Origin of the sequence: Streptomyces sp. NRRL S-1813 (assembly GCF_000719605.1) — a bacterium.
GTDB classification, from domain to species: Bacteria; Actinomycetota; Actinomycetes; order Streptomycetales; family Streptomycetaceae; genus Streptomyces; species Streptomyces decoyicus.
Genome location: NZ_JOHB01000014.1, coordinates 56214 through 78676, shown reverse-complemented (window position 1 = coordinate 78676; position 22463 = coordinate 56214). Strand labels below are relative to the sequence as shown.

The following is a 22463-nucleotide window of genomic DNA, read 5'->3' as shown; positions in this document are numbered from 1 at the left end:
GGTGGCTCGGGTGGTTCATGGGGCGGGGCATGGGGCTTTGGCGTTGCTGTGGTTCATGGGGCCGGGGCCGGGGCCGTGGGCGGGGGCGCCGCGGGGCGTGCGGCGGTCGGTGCGGTGTCCGGCCCCACCAGTGCTGCCCGGTAGCCCTCCGCCGTGGCCAGCACGTCGATCCAGGTGCCGTGCGGGTGACCGCAGCGGCGTGCGCAGCCGGACCAGTAGACGGGGAGGCCCTCGGGGGCGGGACCGGTGGGCAGTCCGTCCGGGACGGCCGCACCGGCGGCGAGCGCGGCCGTCGCGTCGGCGCGTACGTCGGTGAGGGACTTGGCGCAGCCGGGGCGGCCCGTACAGGCGCCGAGCCGGTGCCAGGGAGAGGCCGGGTCGGTGATCAGTCCGGCGGTGGTGAGCTCCGCCAGCCGGCGGGGTGCCGCGGCGGCCGGCAGTCCGGGCAGGACGATGCCGCGCCACGGGGTGAGGCGCAGCGCCCCGGAGCCGTCGCCGGCGGCGATCGCGGCCAGCAGCCGCCATTGGGCCGCTGACAGCCGGCCCAGCGGTGCCAGGACCGAGAGCGCACGGTCGTCGTCGGGGCCCTCGACGATGCCGGGGGCGGCGGAGTCCGCGTACGGCAGGGAGGTGCGGGCGCCGGGTGCGGGAGCCTCGGCCACGTACGTGGCCGCGATGCCCGCCGACCGCAGCGCCGCCGCCACGTCCCGGGCCGTCAGGCCGTGCCCGTCGGGGAGTTCACGGACCCGCCAGGCACCGCTGCCGCTCGCCGCGGCGGCGGTCAGGAAGGCCTCGGCGGCGGCGAGCGCGGCGCGGGGTGCGTCCGGTCCTGCGATCCGCAGCGCCGCCGCATCGTCGCCGACCCGCAGCAGGGCGCCGCCGGCCGGGCCGGACCGGTCCCCGGCCGGTTCTGCGAGCAAGCTCACATCTCCGCCGAGCGCCGCCACATCGCCCCGCCCGTCGTCCAGGACGAACAGGAAACGGCCCGAGAGGGCGGTCGCGGACTCGCTCGCACAGAGCAGTGCGTCCAGCTCACGAGCCCACCGTCGCACGTCAGAAGGGGTGTGGCGGTCCAGCCCGGCCAGCGGGGAAGCGAGGATGTTGCGGATGCGTTCATGGCGCTCGGAGGGCAGCAGGCCGGCGTCGCGCAGCAGAGCGGCGAGCCGGCCGCCGCAGCCCTCCGCAAGGCCGCGGAGCTCGACGTTGCCACGGGAGGTGAGGGAGAGATGGCCGTCACCGAGCAGGTCCGCGGCGTCGGCCAGGGCACCGGCCTGACGAGCCGTCAGATCTCCGGCGGGCAGCCGGACTCGGGCGAGGTGGCCGTCGGTGGCCCGGTGCAGCCGCAGCGCTCCCGGGCAGGCGTCACCGCGGTCGCGCAGCGGCGGTGCGGCGGCCTGGGGCCGTGTCGAGGGGGAGGGCGGCATGGCCGCGAGCATACCCACGGGGGCGGGCGCCGATCCGGGCCGGATCCGGCCATGAGCCCGGCCCGCGGCGTGCGCGCCCCCGGCACCGGTCCGGCCTGCCCCAAGGCCCGCTTACCTCGGCGCTCCACAGCCCTTACTATGCAGGTCGGTGGGTCGGCTGACCCACCGACGCCAGCGACGGCGCAGGGTCCTACGGCCCTAGGGAGGAAGCCCGGTGAGAATCCGGCGCGGTCCCGCCACTGTGAACCCGGAAACCACCGGGCGAGCCAGGAACTCCCGCCGTCCTTACGACCACCCGGGGCGCGGACACCCCGAGGAAGGCCTGCGCTCGCATGCTTCTGCTGCTGTCGACCTCCGACACCGACCTGCTCAGCGCCCGCGCGGCCACGGGTCCCGTGCCGTACCGGCTCGCCAACCCCGCCCGGCTCGACGTCGCCGAGCTGCCCACGCTGCTGGAGGGCTGTGACCTCGTCGTCGTACGCCTCCTCGGCGGCATCCGTGCCTGGGAGGAGGGCCTGGAGGTGCTGCTCGCCGAGGACCAGCACCGGCCGGTCGTCGTGCTCACCGGTGAACAGGCCCCCGACGCCCAGCTCATGGAGCAGTCCACGGTCCCGGTCGGCATCGCGGCCGAGGCGCACGCCTACCTCGCGCACGGCGGGCCCGCCAACCTCGACCAGCTCGCCCGCTTCCTCTCCGACACGGTGCTGCTGACCGGCCACGGCTTCGACCCGCCGGCCCCGGCCCCGTCCTGGGGCCCGCTGGAGTGGGAAGCCCGCAACGAGACCGGCCCGCTGATCGCCGTGCTCTACTACCGCGCCCACCACATGAGCGGCAACACCGGCTTCGTACGGACCCTGTGCGAGCAGATCGAGGCGGCGGGCGGCCGCGCCCGGCCCCTGTTCGTCGCCTCCCTCCGCGCCCCCGAGCCGGAGCTGATCGAGGAGCTGCGGGCCGCCGACGCCCTGGTCACCACGGTCCTCGCCGCGGGCGGCACCAAGCCCGCCGAGGCCTCCGCCGGCGGCGACGACGAGTCCTGGGACGCGGGCGCGCTGGCCGCCCTCGACGTACCGATCCTCCAGGCCCTGTGCCTGACCGGGCCGCGCAGCGCCTGGGAGGAGAACGACGAGGGGCTGTCGCCGCTGGACGCCGCCTCGCAGATCGCCGTCCCCGAGTTCGACGGCCGGCTGATCACCGTCCCGTTCTCCTTCAAAGAGGTCGACGAGGACGGTCTGCCGATGTACGTCGCCGACCCCGAGCGCGCCGCCCGGGTCGCCGGCATCGCTGTCCGGCACGCCCGGCTGCGCCACATCCCGGCCGCCGAGAAGCGCCTCGCGCTGGTGCTGTCCGCGTACCCGACCAAGCACTCCCGGATCGGCAACGCGGTCGGCCTGGACACCCCGGCCAGTGCCGTCGCCCTGCTGCGCCGCCTCCAGGCCGACGGCTACGACTTCGGCACCGAAGAGGTTCCCGGCCTCGTGTCCGGCGACGGTGACGAGCTGATCTACGCCCTTATCGAGGCCGGCGGTCACGACCAGGAGTGGCTCACCGAGGAGCAGCTCGCCCGTAACCCCGTCCGTATCCCGGCCGCCGACTACAAGCGCTGGTACGCCACGCTCCCGCAGGAGCTCCGGGACTCCGTCGAGGAGCACTGGGGGCCGCCGCCCGGCGAGATGTTCGTCGACCGCAGCCGCAACCCCGACGGCGACATCGTGCTGGCCGCCCTGCGCCGGGGCAATCTCCTGATCCTCATCCAGCCGCCGCGCGGCTTCGGCGAGAACCCGATCGCGATCTACCACGACCCCGATCTGCCGCCCTCGCACCACTACTTGGCGGCGTACCGCTGGATCGCGGCCTCCGCGGACGACGGCGGCTTCGGCGCGGACGCCATGGTCCACCTGGGCAAGCACGGCAACCTGGAGTGGCTGCCCGGCAAGAACGCCGGCCTGTCCGCGGCCTGCGGCCCGGACGCCGCCCTCGGCGACCTCCCGCTCGTCTACCCCTTCCTGGTCAACGACCCCGGCGAGGGCACCCAGGCCAAGCGCCGGGTGCACGCCACCCTCGTCGACCACCTCGTGCCGCCGATGGCCCGCGCCGAGTCCTACGGCGACATCGCGCGCCTGGAGCAGCTGCTCGACGAGTACGCGGCGATCTCCGCCATGGACCCGGCCAAGCTGCCCGCGATCCGCGCCCAGATCTGGACGCTGATCCAGGCCGCCAAGCTCGACCACGACCTGGGCCTGGAGGCCCGCCCCGACGACGACGGCTTTGACGACTTCCTGCTGCACGTCGACGGCTGGCTGTGCGAGGTCAAGGACGCCCAGATCCGCGACGGACTGCATGTCCTGGGCGGCGCCCCGGCCGGTGAGGCCCGCGTCAACCTCGTCCTGTCCATCCTCCGCGCCCGCCAGATCTGGGGCGGTACGTCCGCCCTGCCCGGTCTGCGCGAGGCGCTCGGTCTCGACGAGTCCGCCGCGACCCGGACGACGGCCGACGAGGCCGAGGCCACGGCCCGTGCGCTGGTCCAGGCGATGGAGGACGCGGACTGGGACCCGGCGGCGGTGTCCGGTGTCGCCGAGGGACATCCGTCCGCGGTCGCCGACATCCTCGACTTCGCCGCCCGCCAGGTCGTCCCGCGCCTCGCCGCCACCACCGACGAGATCGATCACGCCGTGCACGCGCTGAACGGCGGCTTCGTCCCGGCGGGCCCCTCGGGATCCCCGCTCCGCGGCCTGGTCAACGTCCTGCCGACGGGCCGTAACTTCTACTCCGTCGACCCCAAGGCCGTTCCCTCCCGTCTGGCCTGGGAGACCGGCCAGGCCCTCGCCGACTCGCTCCTGGAGCGCTACCGCTCCGACAACGGCGACTGGCCGCAGTCGGTCGGGCTGTCCCTGTGGGGGACGAGCGCGATGCGGACCAGCGGCGACGACGTGGCAGAGGCCCTCGCCCTGCTGGGCGTCCGCCCCGTATGGGACGACGCCTCGCGCCGGGTCAACGGACTGGAGCCGATCCCGCTCGCCGAGCTCGGCCGGCCCCGTGTCGACGTCACGCTGCGCATCTCGGGCTTCTTCCGGGACGCGTTCCCGCACGTCATCGGCCTGCTCGACGATGCCGTACGGCTGGTCGCCGGCCTGGACGAGCCCGCGGAGTCCAACTTCGTGCGCGCCCACTCGCAGGCCGACCTGGCCGAGCACGGCGACGAGCGGCGCGCCACCACCCGCATCTTCGGCTCCCGCCCGGGGACGTACGGCGCGGGTCTGCTCCAGCTGATCGACTCCCGCGACTGGCGCACCGACGCCGACCTCGCCGAGGTCTACACCGTCTGGGGCGGCTACGCCTACGGCCGCGGTCTGGAGGGCCGCCCGGCCCGGGACGAGATGGAGACCGCCTACAAGCGCATCGCGGTCGCCGCCAAGAACACCGACACCCGCGAGCACGACATCGCGGACTCCGACGACTACTTCCAGTACCACGGCGGCATGGTCGCCACGGTCAAGGCGCTCAAGGGCAAGGCCCCCGAGGCGTACATCGGCGACTCCACCCGTCCCGAGACGGTCCGCACCCGCACCCTCGTCGAGGAGACCTCCCGGGTCTTCCGCGCCCGGGTGGTCAACCCCCGCTGGATCGAGGCGATGCGCCGCCACGGCTACAAGGGCGCCTTCGAACTCGCCGCGACCGTGGACTACTTGTTCGGCTACGACGCCACCACGGGCGTGGTCGCCGACTGGATGTACGACAAGCTCGCCCAGACCTACGTCCTCGACCCCGAGAACCGCGACTTCCTCCAGCAGGCCAACCCCTGGGCGCTGCACGGTATCGCCGAACGCCTCCTGGAGGCCGAATCCCGCGGCATGTGGGAGAAGCCGGACGCCGAGACGCTGGCGGCACTGCGGCAGGCGTTCCTGGAGACCGAAGGGGAGCTGGAGGGGGAGGACTGACGCAGGGGGGCCGCGCCGCCCCGGCCGGGAGCCGGCCGGGGCCGGATGACGGTCCCGGCCGGCGCTCCCCCGGGCCCGCCTGATGCCGCGGCATCAGGCGGGCTTTGCGGTGATGTCCCCGTTGCTGGTGGTCAGGTCCAGCTGGAAGCGTCCCGCCGGGTCCTGGGCGATGCCCAGGTGTTTGTCGCCGTTGCTGGTCTGTGCGGCGACGCGGTACGGGCCCTTCGGCAGTTGCAGGGTGATGGTGCCGTTGGACGTCCTCGCCCGGATGTTCTGGGCGACGGCCGGGGTCAGATCTATCTCCCCGTTGGAGGTCTGCGCCGCGATGCGCTTGCCCGACAGGCCGCGTCCGGTGATCCCGCCGTCGGAGGTCCGTGCGTCGACCGTGCCGGTCACCCCGTCCAGGTCGATGTCCCCGGAGCTGGTGGTCACCTTCACCGGGCCCACCCCGCTCAGATCCACCGACCCGGACGAGGTCTCACCGCTGACCGGGATGCCCTTCGGCAGCTCGACCGTGTAGTTCACCGAGCAGTCCTCGCCACAGCCGCCGAGCACCAGCACCCCGTCCTCGATCCGGTGCGTGTCCCCCTCGGGCCGTTCGCCGTGGTACCTCACCGAGCGGTGGACCGAGACCCTGCCGCCGCCCTTGCCGCCGTGCACCGTGAGGCCGCCGGAGGTGCTGTCCAGCCGGATGGCCGTGATCTTCTTCGACACCTCGGCGTCGTCCTTCAGGCTCTTGCCGGGCAGCACTCCGCAGGCGCTGATGCCGCATGCCCCGACGGCGGCCATCGCGAGGACCCCGATGTAGCGGACGTGCTTGCGCATGAATTCCCCCGGAAAGCTCGGCAGTTGGTGGGGCGAGGGGGCGCCCCTGCCCGGTTCCCCGCCACGACGAGGCTAGGGCGGCGGGTACGGCCCCACCATGGGGAAATCCCCCGGACCGGGGTGTGGTGTGCCCCAGGTGCGGGCCGCGGAGGCCGGTGCGAGGATTTTTGTGGGGGCGGTACATGGGCTGCTTATGGGGCGGACGAGGAGGCTTCCGGTGACTGCCACGAAGACATGGAACGCCGAGATCAGCATCACCGAGACCGAAAGCGAGGTGCGGGCCGAGGCCAGGCTGCGCGGCAAGGACGGCGGGCAGATGGTCGGCCAGGGAGCGGCGCGCTGCAACCCCGCCGACGAGAACGTCCCGGCCATCGGGGACGAGCTGGCGGTGGCGCGGGCGATGTCCGACCTCAGCCACCAGCTGCTGCAACGGGCCGCGCACGACATCGAGGTGCACACGGCCCGGCCGGTGGAACGGCTGCGCGCCTGAGGGACGTCCGCCGTCCGGCAGGCGGGTTCCTGAAGGGCGTCCTGTCCGGTCTCGCGCCGGCCGTCCGCGGTGCCCGGTCCGTGCCGCAGATGTAATGGTTGAATGTATTTGACCCATGACCGCACCCTGGCGGACATGGCGCGAATCCCAGATCTGCCGGGTGAATCGTGGTGGTGTCCCGCGTGTGGCCTCTCCTCCGATTCCTGCCGGCCGGTATCAGAACACTCCACATCCGAGGGCATGGTGCGGTACCTGTGGTGCCACACCAGGGGCTGGTTCGTTGCCCGCTCCGACATTCAGCTGATCCAGGTGAGCCCGGGTGGAAATCGCCTGCCGGCGCACCGCGGGGTCGCGTAACGCCGGAGAAGGCCACGTGAAGCAGAACGATTACGGGCGTCTCGGGGCCGTGCTGTCGGCCGATTTGATCAATCTTCCCGAGATGAGCACCACGAGCATTCAGCACCTGTTCGAGGCGCACGGGATTCGTCACCCGGAAGTCGTCGCTGCCGATGTGGACGGCTTTCGACGCTGGCGAGACCAATTGGCGCGCGTTTTTCGTTCCGGAGAGCCTGCCGAGCAGTGCTCAGCTGTGAACGATCTGCTGGCGGCGGCGACGATCCGCCCATGGGTGACCACCCATGACGGGCTTCAGCCCCATCTTCACTTCGTGCCCGACTCGGCTGATCTGCTCTCCCGGGTCCAGGCGGTCACCGCCGGTGGCCTTGCCTTTGTCCTGTGCTGGGAAGGGGGAGCGAGGCTCGGCCGATGCCTGCGCTCCGGGTGCTCCCGGGCCTATGTGGACACGTCCAGGAACGGGCAACGGCGGTATTGCACAGCACGCTGCGGGAACACCGAAGCAGTGATGCGACATCGTTCCCGGCATTCAGCCCGCAAGCCTTAGAGGCCCTTTCTAGGGCCTGTCCGCCGGGAAATCCGGCCCGATCGTCAGCGTCACCGCGCCCGGTGCCGCCTCGGCCGACTCCGTGGCCTTGGTGCCGGGGAGACGGGAGGCGAGGACCGCGCTCTGTGTCTTGAGCGCGGCCGGGTAGGTGACGGTGGTCCTGTCCGTCGCCGGGGCGTTGCCGGTGGCGACGACCGTGAAGCCGAGCCTGCGCAGCTGGTCGGCGGCGGAGGCGGCCCGGCCGGGTGCGCCGGTTCCGTTGAGGACGCGGACCTGCACGGAGCGGGCGGTCACCGGGTTCTTGGCCGCCTCGGCGAGCTTCTTCTTTCCGGCGGCGCCGATCTCGCGGTCGTGCGCGAGGTCGCTGAAGAGCTGACCGGCCTGCGGATACTGCCAGACCACATTGGCCTTGTCGGTGGGGACGTCGGCCTCGCGGTAGTAGTTGGGGACGGTCAGGAAGGTGAGGCGGTCGGTGGGGATGTCCTTGACGGTCGCGGCCAGGTCGTAGAGCGGCTTGATACCGGCCAGGGCGTTGTCGGTGGTGATGGACTCGGTGGCCGCGTTCAGGAAGTCGTAGAGCTCGCCCGGACTGGTGAGCTTGGACTGGGCCTTGGCGCCCAGCGCCTTCATGAACTCCTGCTGGCGGCCGATGCGGCCGAGGTCGGAGCCGTCGCCGACGCTGTAGCGGGTGCGGACGTAGCCGAGTGCCTTCTCGTCCCGGACGTTCTGGCAGCCCGCGTCCATGTCCAGGTGGGCCTTCTTGTCGTGGATGGCGTGCCGGGGGCAGACCTCGATGCCGCCCAGCGCGTTGACCATGCCCTTGAAGCCCTGGAAGTCGACCGAGGTGAAGTGGTCGATGCGCAGCCCGGTGTTCTTCTCGACGGTCTTGATGGTGCAGGCCGCGGCCTTGCGGATGCTGCCGGAGTCACCGCCGATCGAGAACGCCTCGTTGATCTTGAAGTGGTGCGGGGACGACTTCGAGCCGTTGCCGCGGGTGCAGGCCGGGATCTGCACCCAGGAGTCGCGGGGGAAGGACAGCGCGGTCGCCCATTTACGGTCGGCGGCGATGTGCAGCACCATCAGCGTGTCCGACTGCATGGTGGTGAGGTCCCTGCCGTACTTGGCGTTGGCACCCGCGCGGCTGTCGGAGCCGACGACCAGGATGTTCTTGGAGCCGGGGCTGAGGTTGGCCGGCCGGGCGCCGTCGACCCCGATGTCCACACCGCGGATATTGCCGTCCAGGTGCTGGTAGACCCACGCCCCGACGCCGGCTGTGCCGAGCAGCAGCACGCCGAGTGCGCCGCCGGTCCAGGCGAGGATGCGGCCGCGGCGGGTCATCCGCAACTTGCCCGTACCGCCTGTACCGCCCGTACCGCCCGTCCGGCCGGAGCCGTTGCCGTGGCCGGATCCGCGGGAGCCGCCGGACGGTTTACGGCGCGAGCGGGTGCCGGACTCGCGGGAGGCGTCGCCGGTGGTGCGGGACGATCCGGGTGTCTCGCCGGTGCCCCGCCGGGCCGTCTGCTGGTGCGTCTGCCTGTCATGCACGCCGATGGCCCTTCTGGTCCTTCTGATGCTGGTGATGCGCGTGCTGCTCTACGGGGGAGGGAGCGGCAGCGGCGGCCGGCGGTGCCGGCCGGGGGCGGCGGGTCAGGTGCCGGTGCTGGGCAGCAGCAGGATGGACTCGGGGTCGTAACGCAGCCACTGCGCACACGCGCCGCCGGGCAACGTGCGCAGCCGGCACCACAGTTCGCCCGCGCCGTCGGTCCACCAGGCGTTGATCCGGCCCAACCGCCATCTGCCGTCCGGGTATTGGACCTCCACCGGCTGATAGACCCATCGCACCTCCGCCTCTGGAGGCGGGCAGTCCCAGGTCAGGAGTCCGCACCTCGTCGCCATCTCCCCCTCCGGCCGCGCCTGTTGCGCATGTGCGCGCCACTCTACCGGGAAGTTCTACAGTGTTGTAGAAGTTGCCTGGTGTGGACGGCTCACAGCGCGGTGCGCCGCGCAGGCCCGGTGAGGGTCAAGGGTCAGTGTGCCCCTAGAGCGGCGTTGCTGCCTTCAGAACAACGAACAGCGCTACCGCCGCGTTGAGCGCGGAGAGTGCGGAGGCGGCCGTGCCCGCCGCGGCGACCAGGGCCGCCAGTCCGGCCGGGGTCAGGGCCGGCGGCCAGTGGCGGGCCGGCGGCACGGGCCCGAGCAGCGCCGCCACCCGGCGCGGCACAGGCCCCGGTTCGGGCCCCGCGAAGTGCGCCAGCCCCGGTTGCGGCGCGGGCCGCGCGACCAGCGCCGCCTTGCCCACCGCACGGGCGGTCAGCCGCCGGTCGCCGACCACCTGCGCCGCTTCCTCGTCCGCCCAGCGTTCGGTGGCGAAGGCCACCGCGGAACGCAGCGGCAGCAGCAGCGGGTTGACGCAGCCGGCCAGGCGTACGGCGAGCAGGTAGCGGTGGTGGCGGCAGCGCAGATGCGCGCGCTCATGGGCGAACAGCGCCTGCCGCTCGTCACCGTCCAGACAGCGCAGCATGCCGCGGGAGACCGCGATCCGGCCGGGCCTGGCGGGGCGTCCGGGGCGGGCCGGGGTGCCGGGCACGGCGTAGGCGTAGGGATCCTCGTCCGGCAGCACCGCGGGGTCGGCGCCGGCCGGCAGCACGTCCAGCGCGCGGTGGGTACGGGCCCGGATACGGCGGTGGCGGCGCAGTGCGGCGCCGCAGACGTGGAGCGCGGCGGCCAGCAAGGGGATCGCGGCGACACCGGCGACCTCGGCGAACGGGACCGCGGCCCGCACTTCCGGGTCCGACCAGCCGTCGGGCAGCGGGTTGCCCGGCAGTTGGGCGGTGCCGACGACCACCAGCAGGCCCAGGCAGAGCGTGCTGCACAGGCCGAGGACGGCGGCGAGCAGGGTCAGCAGTCGGGTGGTGGCCCGCGGGTGGAGATGCTGCTCCGCGAGCCGGGCGATCGGCAGCGCGGTGAGCGGCAGGACGAGCGGCAGGAACACGAAGACGCCCACCGGTCAGCCTCCGCGTGCTTCGTCCGAGGGGTGGTGCCGGCCGGGGGCCGGGGCTGTGTGGGGCTCCTCGGCGGTGGCCGGGTCGTCGGTCGTGAGGTCGTCGGCGGTCGGGAGGCTTTCGGCCGGGCCGGGGCCGGGACCGTCGGCCGCGTCGCGGTCGAGGAGGGTGCGCAGCAATTGCTCGTCGTGCGCGGAGAGCGCGGAGACGAAGCTGGTCAGGACGGCGTCCCGGTCCGGTTCGCCGTCCAGGACGCGGCGCATCCGCAGCGCGGCGAGCCCGGCCTCGTCGGCGGCCGGGGTCCAGACGTAGGCGCGGCCGGAGCGCTCGCGGGTGACGGCCTGCTTGGCGTGCAGCCGGGACAGGATCGTCATCACGGTCGTGTACGCGAGGTCGCCGCCGAGCCGTTCCTGCACCCAGGCGGCGGTGACCGGTACCGGCGAGTGGTGCAGCGCGGCCAGGACCTGGGCCTCCAGCTGGCCCTGCCCCCGCCGGCGGGCGCGTTCCCGTCCGGAGCCGCCGAAGTTCCCGAAGGCCTTCGCGCCCATACCGTCGCCTCCCGTCGCGCCGGGTGTCCCGCGGGCCGGGACGTCGGGGCATCTTACTGAGTGGCCGGATCCGGGCGGTGGTCCGCTCGGGCGTAGCCGGACGCCGCAGATTCCCGGCACCTTACTTCTACACTCCTGTAGATTTTGAAGCTCACCCGGAATGCAGGCAACACCTGGAGGGAAGCCATGGGAGTCTCGCTGGCCAAGGGCGGCAACGTCTCGCTGTCGAAGGAAGCGCCCGGACTGACCGCGGTCACGGTCGGCCTCGGCTGGGACGTACGGACGACGACGGGCGCGGACTACGACCTGGATGCCAGTGCGCTGCTGTGCACCGAGGCGGGCAAGGTCGTCTCGGACGCCCACTTCGTCTTCTACAACAACCTCACCAGCCCCGACGGCTCGGTGCAGCACACCGGCGACAACCTGACCGGCGAGGGCGAGGGGGACGACGAGGCCATCGACGTCACGCTGTCCGGAGTGCCCGCCGAGATCGCAAAAATCGTCTTCCCGGTCTCCATCCACGACGCGGAGAGCCGGGGACAGAGTTTCGGCCAGGTCCGCAATGCCTTCATCCGCGTCGTCAACAAGGCGGACGGGGCGGAGCTGGCCCGCTACGACCTGAGCGAGGACGCCTCGACCGAGACCGCGATGGTCTTCGGTGAGCTCTACCGGCACGGCGAGGAGTGGAAATTCCGGGCCGTGGGCCAGGGCTATGCGTCCGGCCTGGCGGGCATCGCGGCGGACTTCGGGGTCAACGTCTGAGGGGAAGCCTCAGCGGCAGGAGGGAGGGGGCGAAATCTACACGTTTGTAGAGTTCGCCGCCCTCAACCTCTCGCCTCCCCTCCCGCCTCCCCTCCCATAACCGCACATAAAGGGATGTACAGGGCTCCCGCGGGGTACCTTGGAAGCACCGGAACACCGAAGGATGCCGAGGGATGCCCAGGTATGCGGTGAGGTGAATTCCATGCAGACTCTGTGGACCGTGGTCGTGCTGCTGGCGCTGGTCGCGCTGGGCGCGCTCTTCATCGCCCGGGTCAATGCCCAGGGAGCCGGCCGCATGGCCGGCCACCGGTACGCGGACTGGAAGCAGTCGATGCAGCAGCGGAAGCACAAGCGGCCGCGCGATGAGGCGGGCCACGAATCGCCGGTATCCAGCCCACCGTCACCGCCCCCGGGTAAGGCGGGCGACGAACCGTGACGTCCACTGCCCGAGGCCGCCCGTCGCCACAGGACTACGACGGCACCTCGCCGTTCCCCGACAGCGGTGTCGCACCTCCGACCGACAGCGGCCGCCGTATGTACGTCACGGTGACCGGCATCATCGTCGTCGCCCCGTTCGTCGGCCTGGGCATCGCGATCCCCCTCCTGTGGGGCAGCGTCGTACACCTCACCGACCTCGTGCTGCTGGCGGTCTTCTATGTCATCAGCGGCCTGGGCGTCACCATCGGCTTCCACCGGGGCCTCACCCACGGCAGCTACACCGCCACCCCCGCACTGCGCGTCGCGCTCGCCCTCGCGGGATCGCTCAGCTTCCAGGGCGATGTCATCGACTGGGTCGCCACCCACCGTCGCCACCACGCCTACACCGACCGCCCCGGCGATCCGCACTCCCCCTATCGCTACGGCACCAGCCTGCGCGGTCAGCTGCGCGGACTGGTCCACTCGCACATCGGCTGGCTGTTCGGCAACGACCCCACCTCGCACCGCCGCTTTGCACCCGATCTGCTCGACGACCCCGGAATCCGCGCGGTGGACCGGGCATTCCCCGTGCTGTGTCTGCTCACGCTCGGCCTGCCGTTCGCGCTGGGCTGGGCACTCGGCGGCTCCTGGGTCACCGCGCTGACCGCCCTGCTGTGGGCGGGATTCATCCGGATCGCGCTGCTGCACCACGTCACCTGGAGCGTCAATTCGCTCTGCCATGTCATCGGTGAGCGGCCGTTCCGCACCCGGCGCCACGACCGGGCGACCAACCTGTGGCCGCTGGCTCTGCTGTCGTTCGGCGAGAGCTGGCACAACCTGCACCACGCCGACCCGACCTGCGCCCGGCATGGCGTCGACCGCGGTCAGATCGACGTGTCCGCCGCCGTCATCCGGCTCTTCGAACGTCTCGGCTGGGTCCGGGACGTGCGCTGGCCCGACCCCGCACGGGTGGCGGCCCGCCGTCTCAGGAGCACCGTATGACCACCGCCAGGGGCTCTCCCGGCCCAGCCCCTCCCCGGCATCACACGCCACCCCCCGTCGCCCGCCTGGCCATCGCCCCGCACACCGATACGGTGCGCTGCATCGACGGTGTCTGGTGGCCTCATTCGGTAGACCTGCTGGCCGAACTCCCCGAGCTGCTGGCCGCATTGCCCTTCGACTGGCCCCGGATCACCCACGCCACGGTGAACGGCGCGGCCTGGTGCGCTCTTCCCGCCCACATCCTCGTCGAGGGCCATGTCGTCCGCCTCCGCAGAACCACCGGCCGCCCGGGCCCGGACACCGTCTGCCTGGTCTCCCCCGGCCACGGCCGCTGGGACCTGCTGATCATCCCGCCCGACACCCCCGAGCCCGAGGCCGTCCACATGATGGCGGAGATGGCGCGCACGGGGGAGCTGGCACCGGCCTGAGCGGGGCAGCGAGCGGGACCGGGGCACATCAACTGGCAGCCATGCGGGGCTGTTTCACGTGAAACAGCCGCGCCGGGCCGAGGCGGTGGCCGCCGGGCCCCACCTAACCGAGAATCCCCCGGTCGTAGGCCACCGCCACCGCCGCGGCCCGGTCCTTCGCGCCCAACTTGCCGTAAATGTGCGTCAGATGGGTCTTGACCGTCGCCTCGCTGATGAACAGCACGGCGGCGATCTCACGGTTCGAGGTGCCCTTGGCGACGAGGGCCAGAACCTCGCGCTCGCGGGCGCTGAGCGGTTCGTTGCCCGGTGAGCGGACCCGTGAGACCAGACGGGAGGCGACCGCGGGCGAGAGCACCGTACGGCCCTCGGCCGCCGCACGGACGGCCGTGAACAGTTCCTCGCGAGGGGTGTCCTTGAGCAGGTAGCCGGTGGCGCCTGCCTCGATCGCCGGGAGGGTGTCGGAGTCGGTGTCGTACGTCGTGAGCACCAGCACCTTGCAGCGCGACGCCCGGCGCGCCAGCTCGGTGATGGCCGCCACCCCGCCGCCGCCCGGCATCCGCAGATCCATCAGGACCACATCGGGGTCGAGGCGGGCGGCGAGCTCCACCCCCTCGATGCCGTTGCCGGCCTCACCCAGCACCTCGAAGCCGGGGGCGGAGGAGAACATGCCGCGCAGACCGTCCCGGACGACGGGGTGGTCGTCGACGATGAGGACGGTGACGGTGGTCCGCTCGGTCCGCTCCGTGTGCTCAGCCATGGCGGACCAACGGTACGCGAGCGGAGACGGCCGTTCCCCGGCCCGGTTCGGACTCGATGCCGACGGCGCCCGCGATCCGTTCGGCACGCGCCCTCATCCCGCCGAGGCCGAAGCCGCCGGTGCGCTCTCGGGGCGGCAGCGTCGACGGGTCGAAGCCACGGCCGTCGTCGCGGACGTCCAGGGTGACCTCGTCCCCCATGTACGAGAGGGTGACGCCGACCCGCGAAGCGGCCGCGTGGCGACGGGTGTTGGCCAGGCCCTCCTGGGCGATCCGCAGCAGGGTGGCCTCGACCTCGTCGTGCAGCGGCTCGGCGGTCCCGGTGACGGTGAACTCGGCACGGACGCCCGCCACCGCCGACCATTCCTCGACGGTCCGGCGCAGGGCGTCCGGCAGCGCGGCATGCTCCAGCACTCCGGGACCCAGGTTGTGCACGGAGCGACGGGCCTCGCCGAGGCTTTCGCGGGCCAGCGCCACGGCCCGCCGGGCGTGCCCGCGGGCGGCCACCGGATCGCTGCTCTCGGTGGCGGCCTCCAGCTGCGTGATGATGCCGGCCAGGCCCTGCGCGAGCGTGTCATGGATCTCCGCGGCCAGTCGGCGGCGCTCATCGGCGATACCCGCTTCCCGCGCCTGGACGAGCAGCTGGGCGTGGAGACCGACGTTCTCCTCCAGCGCCGCCTCCAGCCGGGCGTTGGTGCGCTCCAGCTCGGCGATGGTGGCGGCATTCGCCGCGGCGTGTTCGGCCTCCTGGACGGCGATCCGGCTGAAGACCAGTACCAGCGGGGCGTTGAGGACGTACAGCAGCCCGAAGGCCACCCAGTTCACGGCGCTCGCCGGGGGCAGCCCCCCGGACTGCGAGCCGGCCATGATCACCGCGGTGGCCAGCAGCCCCGCGCGTACGAAGCGTGGCGGCAGCAGATGCGGGGCGTCGAAGTAGCCGAGCACCGCGTAGATCGCGAAGAAGGGGTTCAGCCAGGTCAGCACGAAGGCCAGCAGAAAGCGGACGAGGTAGTGGAACTGCCCGGCCGGTGACTGCGGGGGTGCCCGGTGGCCGGCCCGGCTCCACCACACCTGTAGCGCCAGCGCGGCCGCCACCAGCACCCCCGCCACATACACCTCGTCCCCCGGCATCAGCGGATCCGCCGATGCGGCCGAGGTCAGGACCCCGAGGCCGAGCAAGGGATAGCCGCCCCACCGCCGGAAGGTGCGGTCCCACGCCTGCTGCGCGTGGCTGCGCGACTGTGTGAGCGTGGGAGAGGTGCGCGGCACCTGTGGGCCGGCGACGGGCTCCGCCGTCCCGCCCTTGCTGTCGACGCTTGCCATGCGCGCAGTGTCCCCCGGGCGGCGTACGGACACCCATACTCCGGTTGTCACCCTCACTCCCAACGGAAGCGGCGCCTGCCGACCCGGCCCAGTACGAGGGTCCACACCGTCAGCACGGCGAGATGCGACCAGCCGGGCCAGTGGCCGGACGCGGCCTGGTTGAGTGCCTGCGACGCGGCGCCGAACGGCAGCAGCTGGACGATCTGCTGGAGCAGTTGCGGCATGGCCTGGACCGGCCCCCACACGCCCGCCGTGAACATCATCGGGAAGAACACCGCCGAGCCGGCCACACTCGCCGCCTTGGTGGTCGGGGAGAGCGCGCAGAGCAGACAGCCCAGGGCGAGCGCGCTGCACAGGGTCAGGAAGGCCGCCAGCACATAGCCGACGAGCTGTTCGGGCAGCGCCACACCGAAGGCGAGCCGGCCGACGGCGAGCGCCAGCGTCATGGAGGCCACGGTGGCCGCGCCGTGCAGGGTGATCTGCGCACCGAGCAGCGCCGCGGGCCGTACCGGGGTCGTCGACATCCGGCGCAGGATGCCGCGCTCCCGATAGCCCGTCAGCACCGCGGGCATCACCTGGATTCCGGTGGTGATCGCGGCGAGCAGCAGCGCCACCGGCACATACAGATCGATGATCCGCCGGCCGCCCATCGACGGATTGGCCTCCCGGAAGGAGGGGATCAGGCCGAGGATGACCAGCAGCAGGGTCGGAAAGACCAGGATCCAGAACAGGGATCCGGGCTCGCGCAGGAACAGCCGGGCCTCGGTCTTCAGGACGGCGCGCGCGGTGGCCCGGGACTTCGGCGGGGCAGCCGTATGTGCCGGGGCAGCCGTTGGTGTGGGGGCGGGCATGGCGGGCACCTCAGGCTTCCTGTGCGGTCAGATCGAGAAAGGCGTCGTCGAGCGTGGCGTCGCCGACCCGTAGTTGCCGGGCGGTGATGCGGTGCCGGGCCAGCAGGGAGATCACCGCGTCGACGGTGGCGTCCGTCCCGTGGATCACCAGCCGCTCACCGGCTGAGCCCGCCGGCTCCCGTCCGTCGGTCCGGCCGCTCCGTTCCACGGACCCGAGCTGCGGCAGTGCCGCCAGTTCGGCCGGGTCGAGCGGCGCCGACGGCGTGAAGGAGATGACGACGGACCGCGAGGCCTTGCTGATCAGACCCGCCGGGCTGTCCAGCGCGGCGACCCGGCCGCGGTCGATCACCGCGATCCGGTCGCACAGCCGCTGGGCCTCCTCCATGAAATGGGTGACCAGCAGCACCGTCACCCCGGAGTCACGGATCTCCTCGATCAGCTGCCAGGTGTCCCGGCGGGCCCGCGGATCGAGCCCGGTGGTCAGCTCGTCGAGCACCACCACCCGCGGATTGCCGATCAGCGCCAGCGCGATGAACAGCCGCTGCTTCTGGCCGCCGGAGAGCTTGCCGAAGCGGGCGGTGAGCCGGTCGGTAAGGCCGAGCCGCTCGACGAGCTGCCGCCAGTCGGCCGGGCGCGGATAGCAGGCGGAGTAGAGCTCCAGCGCTTCCTGCACGGTGAGTTTGGCCTGTAGCTCGCTCTCCTGGAGCTGGGAGCCCAGGATCTGGGTGACCCGGTCATGGTCCGCGACCGGGTCCAGCCCGCCCACGCGCACCGTCCCGCCGTCCGGGACGCGGAGACCCTCGACGCACTCGACGGTCGTCGTCTTGCCGGCGCCGTTCGGGCCGAGGACGCCGAAGATCTCCCCTTCCTCCACCGCGAAGGAGACCTCGTCGACCACGGCCCGGCCCCCGTAGACCTTGCGCAGCCCGGTGACTTCGATGATTGCCATAACCCGAGAATCCGCCCGACGCACACGGTGGCGCATCGCCCATCGCGCTCGGAACGGCATCAACCGATCGGTTGACCGGGGCCTACGACCCGCCGCCCGCCTGCCGCCCGACGGCTGTGGCTACTGCGTACGGGTGGTGTTCATCAGAAGAACGCCGATCCCGGGGCGTCGGTCCGTGAATCCTCCCATTGCGTACTCATCATAAGAAAACGCAACAGAAGTGACGCCATCAAAGCGGTGCACCGGAAGCGGCGCAACTGAAGCGAAGCAACAGAGGAAGCACAACAGAAGCAGACGCAACGGATCTCTCGGGGAGATCCCGACCGAAAGTGAGGGGCCATGGCTGCGACCAAGGTCATGAAGTTCTGGGCGGTGTGCCTTGCCATGCTGGGCAAGCTGCTGGCATCACTGGGTGTCTCCGCTGCGGCGTCGGCCGCACGCCGGGACGCCGCACTGTACGAGCGGACCCTGGGCAACGGGAACGCGGGCACCGACGCCCCGGGTGCCGAGGCCCCGGAGGCGGTGCGCTGCGCCGCGCCGGATCCCGGGCCAGGAACTCCCGCCGTGCCCGCGCCGCGCGCCGTACCGCTGTTCGGCCAACCCGACTCCGCCCGGCGGATGTTCGCCCGGCCAGAGCTGGCGCCGACGATCAAGCAGCGCATCAGCGCCGAGGCCCATGGCACCTCGCCCGGCCTGCGCAGCCGCACTCGCACCCGCACCGAGCCGCTGACGGCCGATGAGCTCACCGACTCGGCCGGGGCCGCGCCGGACCGTGGTGCCGAGGCGGACGCACGCGCAGCGGCCGTCCCGGCGGCCCGCCGTCATGCGCACACCGCTCGCGTCGTCTGAACCGGCCGGCAGCCGCTGTGCAGCCGGCCCCACCAGCCCTGCAAAGGGGCGGAACGGCGCGTGGCAGCTCTACGGAACGGATCCACCCGAAAGCGGATCCAGGCGTAACCGCTCAGGTTCGAACCGGACTTCGACGCTGAGGCCCGAGCGAGGTGCCCACGCAGAGGACGACGCAGTAGCCGGCGATGAACCTCAAGCCGGCGACGAAGCGCAGGCCGACATGTTCCACGTGAAACAGCCGCAGACGTGAACCGCACGGAGATGCCGTAACACCCACAGACGTGAACCACACACAGACTTGAACCACACACAGGCGTGAACCACCCGCGATACGCCCGGAGTTGTACCGCTCAGCCCCCGACCGGGGCGCCGGTCCCCGGACCCCCTCCCAGCTCCAGCCCGAGCTCTGCACGCAGCGCACGCGTGTCGGGCTTTCCGTTGGCAGTGAGCGGGAAGTGGTCGACGACATGGACCGCATTGGGCTGTTCGTACTCCGCCAGGTGCTCGGCGAGCCGCCGACGCCAGGTGAGCGGGGCCGCGCCATCGGGATCGGCCACCACGAAGTGCAGTGCACTGCCACGGCGCTGGTCCTCGACCGCCAGTACTTTCACCGGCCGGCCACAGGCTTCGGCACGGCGCTCCAGGCTCTCGGGGTAGAGCGTGAAGCCCAGCCGGTGCACGGCCTGGTTGCGGCCCACCACGCGCACGATGCCCTCGGCGTCGATGCTGCCCAGGTCGGCCGTCGGGTACCAGGCGTCCGGGTCGACCGGCGTGAGCGCGCCGTCCTCCTGGAGGTAGCCGGCCATCAGCCCGGGGGAGCGCACCTCGATGCCGCCGAGCTCGCCGGGGTCGGCAGCGGTGCCGTCGGGGCGCATGACGCGCAGCCGTACGCCGGGCAGCGGACGCCCGCAGCCGTGCGGTGCGTCGGGGGTGGCCAGCGCGACATTGCCGAGTTCCGTCAGACCGTAGCCGTCCAGGAGTGGGCGGCCCATTGTCGTGTGGAATGACTCGGCCAGCGGGGCGGGCAGCGGTGCGCCGCCCACGCCCCAGAGCCGTACGCCCGCGAGCCCGGCGCGTACCTCGGGGCGGCGGCGCACCACGCCGAGGAGCGAGTGATACGTGGACGGGGCGGCGTCCACGGCGGTGGCGCCGTGGGCGGCGGCCTGGCCGACGGCCGCGTCGAGCCGCTGGTAGGGGGTGACCAGCAGCGTGCAACGGGCCAGCCACCACAGCAGGATGACGGAGAGCCCGTATTGGTGTGAGAAGGGCAGCAGGGGTGCGAGGACGTCGTCCTCGCGGTAGCCCATGGCCTGGATGGTGCGCAGCGAGTTGTCGAGGACGGCCCGGCCGGGCTTGATGATGCCCTTGGGGCGCCCGGTGGTGCCCGAGGACCACAGGACGAGGGCGTCGGGGCGGCGGAACCAGGGGGCCAGGTCGACGGCGGCGGGCGGTGGCGCCGGGGCGTCGGCGGCGAGCCGCGGGTAGTGGATGACGTGCCGGTCGGGGATGCCGGGGAAGCCGGTGGCGCGGTCGGCGCCGGTAACCAGCCAGCGGGCGTGGGCCTGACGGCCGGCCGCGGCGGCGTCGGCGGCGGAGAGCCGGTGGTCGAGCGGGATGAGTGAGGTGTCCAGCTGCATCAGGGCCAGCAGCGTGACGACATAGTCGACGCTGTTGTCGCCCTGCACCAGGACCCGGTCGCCGGTCCGGAGGCCGAGCTGTCGTAAGGCGTGTGCGGCGGTTCCTGTCCGGCAGCCGAGTGCCGGGCCGTCGAGGCGGCCGGGGCCGCCGAGCGGGGCCGCGGTCCCGTCGACGAGCCGGGCGGCGGCGACCGGAGGGGCGATGGTGTCGGTCATGGGTGCTCCGATCCCGTGGTGTCGCGAGGGCGCCGGGCGGGCCGCGGTGTGGTGGCCGGGCACAGCAGCGACGAGGTGGTGGTGGCCACCCAGGCGCCGTCCGCGTCCCGGAACTCGCAGTCGAGCGTGAGGAGGGGACGGCCGGCGAGGGTGGTGGCCGCGGTGAGGCGGACGGTGGCGTGCAGGGTGTCGCCGGCGTGTGCGGGGCGGGCGTGGCGCAGCGCCTGCGCACGGTGCACGGTGCCCTCGGTGGCCGTGAAGTCCGGCCGGAGGTTCAGCAGTTGGTCCTCGGCGTCGGCGGCGAGGGTGGCCAGGTAGGTGGGTGGGGCGATGATGTCCGGGTGGCCGAGGGCGCGGGCGGCTGCCGGGTCGGTGTACGCGGGGTGGGGGTCGCCGAGCGCGGCGGCGAACGCGGCGATCCGCTTCCGCTCGATGGCGTACGGGCCGCAGCACAGGGTGGTGGGCGCCGCCGCTCGCTCCGTCATCGCCGCTCAGTCGCCGATCATGTGGTGGCCGCCGTCCGCGTGCACGATCTCGCCGGTGGTGGCGGGCAGCCAGTCCGACAGCAGGGCCACACACGTACGGGCGACCGGCTCGGCGTCCTGCGGGTCCCAGCCGAGAGGGGCGCGGGACGCCCAGCTCTTCTCGAAGGACGGGCCGTCGCCGCCGATGCCGCGCGCGGCCAGGGTGCGCAGGGGGCCTGCCGCGACGAGGTTGGCCCGTATGCCCTGGCCGCCGAGGTCGCGCGCCAGATAGCGCGAGCAGGCCTCAAGTCCCGCTTTGGCGACGCCCATCCAGTCGTAGCCGGGCCAGGCGCGGGAGGCGTCGAAGTCGACGCCGACGACGGAGGATCCGGGGCGGAGCAGCGGGCGGCAGGCCATGGTCAGGGCCACCAGGGAGTACGTCGAGGTGTGCAGGGCGGCGGACACATCGCGCCACGGGGCGGTCAGGAAGCCGCCGTCCAGGCAGTTGGCGGGGGCGTTGGCGACGGAGTGCAGGACGCCGTCGACGCCGTCGAGGTGCTCGCCGACGCGGTCGGCAAGGGTGCTGAGCTGCTCTTCGTCCGTGACGTCCAGCTCCACGACGGGGGGCTCTTCCGGCAGCCGCCGGGCGAGCCGGGCGACCAGAGTCGGCCGTCCGTAGGCGGTGAGGACGATCTTGGCGCCCTCCTCCTGGGCGAGCCGCGCCACCGCGTAGGCGATCGAGCTTTCGGTGATCACGCCGGTGATGACCAGCTGCTTTCCGTCGAGCAGACCGCTCATGCGGTTCCTCCGTGTGACTCATCATCGACTTCGGAGTCACTGAAAATAACTCAGAAGCATTGGCCTGGCATGGTCTTGAAAGGTCGCCGTTGACAACCTATCGGACCTCCAGTTGACTGGAGCAGTCAAGTGTAGTCAAGGGAATGACTCCGTGTCACGGAGGATTCCCGTGCCGCGCCGGAGCGCGTTGCTTCTCGATGACGCCGCACGCGCCGGGATGCCACGTCTGCCGGCCGGCGAGCCATGTGCGGTCGTCGGCCTCGCCGCGCCGCGGGCCCCGGCGTGCGCCGCACCCGCCCCGCACGGTCCCGGGCCGTGCCCGCGACCCGTACCGCCCGTATTCCACAGAGAGGTGACCGTCATGACAGTCCCCACCCGCGAAGAGATCGTTGCTCAACTCGCCGAGATCCTGCATGAGGTGGCCGGCGTGGTGCCGGCGACGGTGACCGAGGAGAAGTTCCTGGTCGAGGAGCTGGACGTGGACTCGCTCGCGATGGCCGAGGTCGTCGTCGTGGCGGAGGAGCGCTTCGGGATCGCGCTGCCCGAAGAGGAGATGAAGGACATGCGCACGGTTTTGGACATAGTGATCCGGGTGGAGAAGCAGCTGGCGTCCTGAGGGATGCCCCCGGCCGGTGCGCTTCTGCCGACCGCGTCCCCCGGCAGAAGCGCACCCGTACAAGGGATGTGAATAGGAGTCAGATTCCTGGCAACGGAAGGCCGGCCGCTGCTCGACTTGCGGTGTCCAGGGGGACACCGTGCCGCGACCGGGCTCACTTTGGCGAAATCTGGTAATGGCTCCGGGTAAACCGAAGTTGATTTTCGGTCGTCGCTTGTTGACGCAGGCATAGACCAGGGTTACCTTGAGGATCTCCGGAGGCTAAATCAAA

22 protein-coding genes and 1 riboswitch are annotated in these 22463 nt (G+C 72.1%); of the genes, 9 read left to right on the top strand and 13 right to left on the bottom strand.

All coding sequences use genetic code 11. From position 1 onward, the window contains the following. Positions 1 to 53 precede the first annotated feature (53 nt). On the bottom strand, positions 54 to 1424 hold the full coding sequence (gene cobG / locus IF67_RS0121205) for a precorrin-3B synthase (protein WP_234341222.1): 1371 nt from the start codon (positions 1422 to 1424) through the stop codon (positions 54 to 56). 167 nt (positions 1425 to 1591) lie between these two features. Next, positions 1592 to 1719, top strand: a riboswitch (cobalamin riboswitch). Positions 1720 to 1756: 37 nt separating this feature from the next. Here cobG and cobN point away from each other — a divergent pair. Further along, positions 1757 to 5359 (top strand): cobaltochelatase subunit CobN, encoded by a 3603-nt coding sequence (cobN, locus tag IF67_RS0121200; RefSeq protein WP_030987912.1) that lies wholly within the window; start codon positions 1757 to 1759, stop codon positions 5357 to 5359. Positions 5360 to 5452: 93 nt separating this feature from the next. Here the strand turns inward: cobN and IF67_RS0121195 are convergent, their stop codons facing one another. Beyond that, entirely contained in the window at positions 5453 to 6184 is a 732-nt protein-coding gene (locus IF67_RS0121195; RefSeq protein WP_030987911.1) for a DUF4097 family beta strand repeat-containing protein, read from the bottom strand. 217 nt (positions 6185 to 6401) lie between these two features. On the opposite strand from IF67_RS0121195, the gene IF67_RS0121190 reads away from it, so the two are divergent. After that, a complete protein-coding gene (locus tag IF67_RS0121190; protein ID WP_030987909.1) occupies positions 6402 to 6674 on the top strand; it encodes a DUF1876 domain-containing protein in 273 nt (90 codons plus the stop codon). Between the two features lie 373 nt (positions 6675 to 7047). After that, the gene (locus IF67_RS41805; RefSeq protein WP_078889550.1) at positions 7048 to 7575 is read left to right on the top strand and encodes a CGNR zinc finger domain-containing protein; all 528 of its coding nucleotides are present in this window, start codon (positions 7048 to 7050) and stop codon (positions 7573 to 7575) included. Between the two features lie 9 nt (positions 7576 to 7584). On the opposite strand, the gene IF67_RS0121185 is transcribed toward IF67_RS41805, so the two are convergent. The 4 genes from IF67_RS0121185 to IF67_RS0121170 form a co-directional block, all read right to left on the bottom strand. After that, positions 7585 to 8913 (bottom strand): LCP family protein, encoded by a 1329-nt coding sequence (locus tag IF67_RS0121185; RefSeq protein WP_030987906.1) that lies wholly within the window; start codon positions 8911 to 8913, stop codon positions 7585 to 7587. A 309-nt stretch (positions 8914 to 9222) separates the two neighbouring features. Then, on the bottom strand, positions 9223 to 9471 hold the full coding sequence (locus IF67_RS0121180; RefSeq protein ID WP_234341221.1) for a hypothetical protein: 249 nt from the start codon (positions 9469 to 9471) through the stop codon (positions 9223 to 9225). Between the two features lie 142 nt (positions 9472 to 9613). Continuing rightward, the gene (locus IF67_RS0121175) at positions 9614 to 10579 is read right to left on the bottom strand and encodes a M56 family metallopeptidase (protein ID WP_030987903.1); all 966 of its coding nucleotides are present in this window, start codon (positions 10577 to 10579) and stop codon (positions 9614 to 9616) included. 3 nt (positions 10580 to 10582) lie between these two features. Next, entirely contained in the window at positions 10583 to 11125 is a 543-nt protein-coding gene (locus IF67_RS0121170) for a BlaI/MecI/CopY family transcriptional regulator (RefSeq protein WP_051818388.1), read from the bottom strand. Between the two features lie 186 nt (positions 11126 to 11311). Between IF67_RS0121170 and IF67_RS0121165 the strand changes: the two genes are divergently transcribed. From IF67_RS0121165 to IF67_RS0121150, 4 genes are all read left to right on the top strand, one after another. Continuing rightward, positions 11312 to 11887, top strand: a complete 576-nt coding sequence (locus IF67_RS0121165; protein ID WP_030987899.1) for a TerD family protein — start codon at positions 11312 to 11314, stop codon at positions 11885 to 11887. Positions 11888 to 12089: 202 nt separating this feature from the next. Beyond that, positions 12090 to 12323, top strand: a complete 234-nt coding sequence (locus tag IF67_RS0121160) for a hypothetical protein (protein WP_234341219.1) — start codon at positions 12090 to 12092, stop codon at positions 12321 to 12323. Next, complete coding sequence (locus IF67_RS0121155; RefSeq protein ID WP_030987896.1) at positions 12320 to 13306, top strand: acyl-CoA desaturase; 987 nt, start codon at positions 12320 to 12322, stop codon at positions 13304 to 13306. The genes IF67_RS0121160 and IF67_RS0121155 overlap by 4 nt, the downstream gene beginning before the upstream one ends. Then, on the top strand, positions 13303 to 13734 hold the full coding sequence (locus IF67_RS0121150; RefSeq protein WP_030987893.1) for a DUF5994 family protein: 432 nt from the start codon (positions 13303 to 13305) through the stop codon (positions 13732 to 13734). The genes IF67_RS0121155 and IF67_RS0121150 overlap by 4 nt, the downstream gene beginning before the upstream one ends. A gap of 103 nt (positions 13735 to 13837) precedes the next feature. Here IF67_RS0121150 and IF67_RS0121145 read toward each other — a convergent pair whose 3' ends face one another. Genes IF67_RS0121145 through IF67_RS0121130 form a run of 4 tightly spaced genes read right to left on the bottom strand, consistent with a single transcriptional unit; the run spans position 13838 to position 17612 of the window. Next, positions 13838 to 14491 (bottom strand): response regulator, encoded by a 654-nt coding sequence (locus IF67_RS0121145; protein ID WP_030987890.1) that lies wholly within the window; start codon positions 14489 to 14491, stop codon positions 13838 to 13840. Further along, positions 14484 to 15812, bottom strand: a complete 1329-nt coding sequence (locus IF67_RS0121140; RefSeq protein ID WP_051818387.1) for a sensor histidine kinase — start codon at positions 15810 to 15812, stop codon at positions 14484 to 14486. The genes IF67_RS0121145 and IF67_RS0121140 overlap by 8 nt, the downstream gene beginning before the upstream one ends. Positions 15813 to 15865: 53 nt before the next feature. Beyond that, positions 15866 to 16663 (bottom strand): ABC transporter permease, encoded by a 798-nt coding sequence (locus tag IF67_RS0121135; protein ID WP_030987886.1) that lies wholly within the window; start codon positions 16661 to 16663, stop codon positions 15866 to 15868. A gap of 10 nt (positions 16664 to 16673) precedes the next feature. Then, positions 16674 to 17612 (bottom strand): ABC transporter ATP-binding protein, encoded by a 939-nt coding sequence (locus IF67_RS0121130; RefSeq protein ID WP_030987884.1) that lies wholly within the window; start codon positions 17610 to 17612, stop codon positions 16674 to 16676. A gap of 339 nt (positions 17613 to 17951) precedes the next feature. Between IF67_RS0121130 and IF67_RS0121125 the strand changes: the two genes are divergently transcribed. Beyond that, a complete protein-coding gene (locus tag IF67_RS0121125) occupies positions 17952 to 18461 on the top strand; it encodes a DUF6344 domain-containing protein (protein ID WP_030987882.1) in 510 nt (169 codons plus the stop codon). Between the two features lie 350 nt (positions 18462 to 18811). Here IF67_RS0121125 and IF67_RS0121120 read toward each other — a convergent pair whose 3' ends face one another. The 3 genes from IF67_RS0121120 to fabI are packed head-to-tail and all read right to left on the bottom strand — an operon-like array spanning position 18812 to position 21576. Continuing rightward, positions 18812 to 20314, bottom strand: coding sequence for a class I adenylate-forming enzyme family protein (locus IF67_RS0121120; protein ID WP_051818386.1), 1503 nt, complete (start codon positions 20312 to 20314; stop codon positions 18812 to 18814). Further along, positions 20311 to 20799, bottom strand: coding sequence for a MaoC family dehydratase (locus IF67_RS0121115; RefSeq protein WP_063754372.1), 489 nt, complete (start codon positions 20797 to 20799; stop codon positions 20311 to 20313). The genes IF67_RS0121120 and IF67_RS0121115 overlap by 4 nt, the downstream gene beginning before the upstream one ends. Before the next feature lie 6 nt (positions 20800 to 20805). Further along, the gene (fabI, locus tag IF67_RS0121110) at positions 20806 to 21576 is read right to left on the bottom strand and encodes an enoyl-ACP reductase FabI (protein ID WP_030987877.1); all 771 of its coding nucleotides are present in this window, start codon (positions 21574 to 21576) and stop codon (positions 20806 to 20808) included. A 361-nt stretch (positions 21577 to 21937) separates the two neighbouring features. Here fabI and IF67_RS0121105 point away from each other — a divergent pair, with 361 nt between their 5' ends. After that, positions 21938 to 22192 carry an acyl carrier protein gene (locus IF67_RS0121105; RefSeq protein WP_030987876.1) on the top strand — a complete coding sequence of 85 codons (255 nt, stop codon included), beginning with the start codon at positions 21938 to 21940 and terminating at the stop codon, positions 22190 to 22192. Positions 22193 to 22463: the final 271 nt, after the last annotated feature.

Excerpts from the sequence above, each read along its gene's own strand:
- cobG (WP_234341222.1), bottom strand. The coding sequence starts at position 1,424 with ATGCCGCCCTCCCCCTCGACACGGCCCCAGGCCGCCGCACCGCCGCTG.
- cobN (WP_030987912.1), top strand. The coding sequence starts at position 1,757 with ATGCTTCTGCTGCTGTCGACCTCCGACACCGACCTGCTCAGCGCCCGC.
- IF67_RS0121195 (WP_030987911.1), bottom strand. The coding sequence starts at position 6,184 with ATGCGCAAGCACGTCCGCTACATCGGGGTCCTCGCGATGGCCGCCGTC.
- IF67_RS0121185 (WP_030987906.1), bottom strand. The coding sequence starts at position 8,913 with ATGACCCGCCGCGGCCGCATCCTCGCCTGGACCGGCGGCGCACTCGGC.
- IF67_RS0121180 (WP_234341221.1), bottom strand. The coding sequence starts at position 9,471 with ATGGCGACGAGGTGCGGACTCCTGACCTGGGACTGCCCGCCTCCAGAG.
- IF67_RS0121170 (WP_051818388.1), bottom strand. The coding sequence starts at position 11,125 with ATGGGCGCGAAGGCCTTCGGGAACTTCGGCGGCTCCGGACGGGAACGC.
- IF67_RS0121165 (WP_030987899.1), top strand. The coding sequence starts at position 11,312 with ATGGGAGTCTCGCTGGCCAAGGGCGGCAACGTCTCGCTGTCGAAGGAA.
- IF67_RS0121160 (WP_234341219.1), top strand. The coding sequence starts at position 12,090 with ATGCAGACTCTGTGGACCGTGGTCGTGCTGCTGGCGCTGGTCGCGCTG.
- IF67_RS0121150 (WP_030987893.1), top strand. The coding sequence starts at position 13,303 with ATGACCACCGCCAGGGGCTCTCCCGGCCCAGCCCCTCCCCGGCATCAC.
- IF67_RS0121145 (WP_030987890.1), bottom strand. The coding sequence starts at position 14,491 with ATGGCTGAGCACACGGAGCGGACCGAGCGGACCACCGTCACCGTCCTC.
- IF67_RS0121140 (WP_051818387.1), bottom strand. The coding sequence starts at position 15,812 with ATGGCAAGCGTCGACAGCAAGGGCGGGACGGCGGAGCCCGTCGCCGGC.
- IF67_RS0121135 (WP_030987886.1), bottom strand. The coding sequence starts at position 16,663 with ATGCCCGCCCCCACACCAACGGCTGCCCCGGCACATACGGCTGCCCCG.
- IF67_RS0121130 (WP_030987884.1), bottom strand. The coding sequence starts at position 17,612 with ATGGCAATCATCGAAGTCACCGGGCTGCGCAAGGTCTACGGGGGCCGG.
- IF67_RS0121125 (WP_030987882.1), top strand. The coding sequence starts at position 17,952 with ATGGCTGCGACCAAGGTCATGAAGTTCTGGGCGGTGTGCCTTGCCATG.
- IF67_RS0121120 (WP_051818386.1), bottom strand. The coding sequence starts at position 20,314 with ATGACCGACACCATCGCCCCTCCGGTCGCCGCCGCCCGGCTCGTCGAC.
- IF67_RS0121115 (WP_063754372.1), bottom strand. The coding sequence starts at position 20,799 with ATGACGGAGCGAGCGGCGGCGCCCACCACCCTGTGCTGCGGCCCGTAC.
- fabI (WP_030987877.1), bottom strand. The coding sequence starts at position 21,576 with ATGAGCGGTCTGCTCGACGGAAAGCAGCTGGTCATCACCGGCGTGATC.
- IF67_RS0121105 (WP_030987876.1), top strand. The coding sequence starts at position 21,938 with ATGACAGTCCCCACCCGCGAAGAGATCGTTGCTCAACTCGCCGAGATC.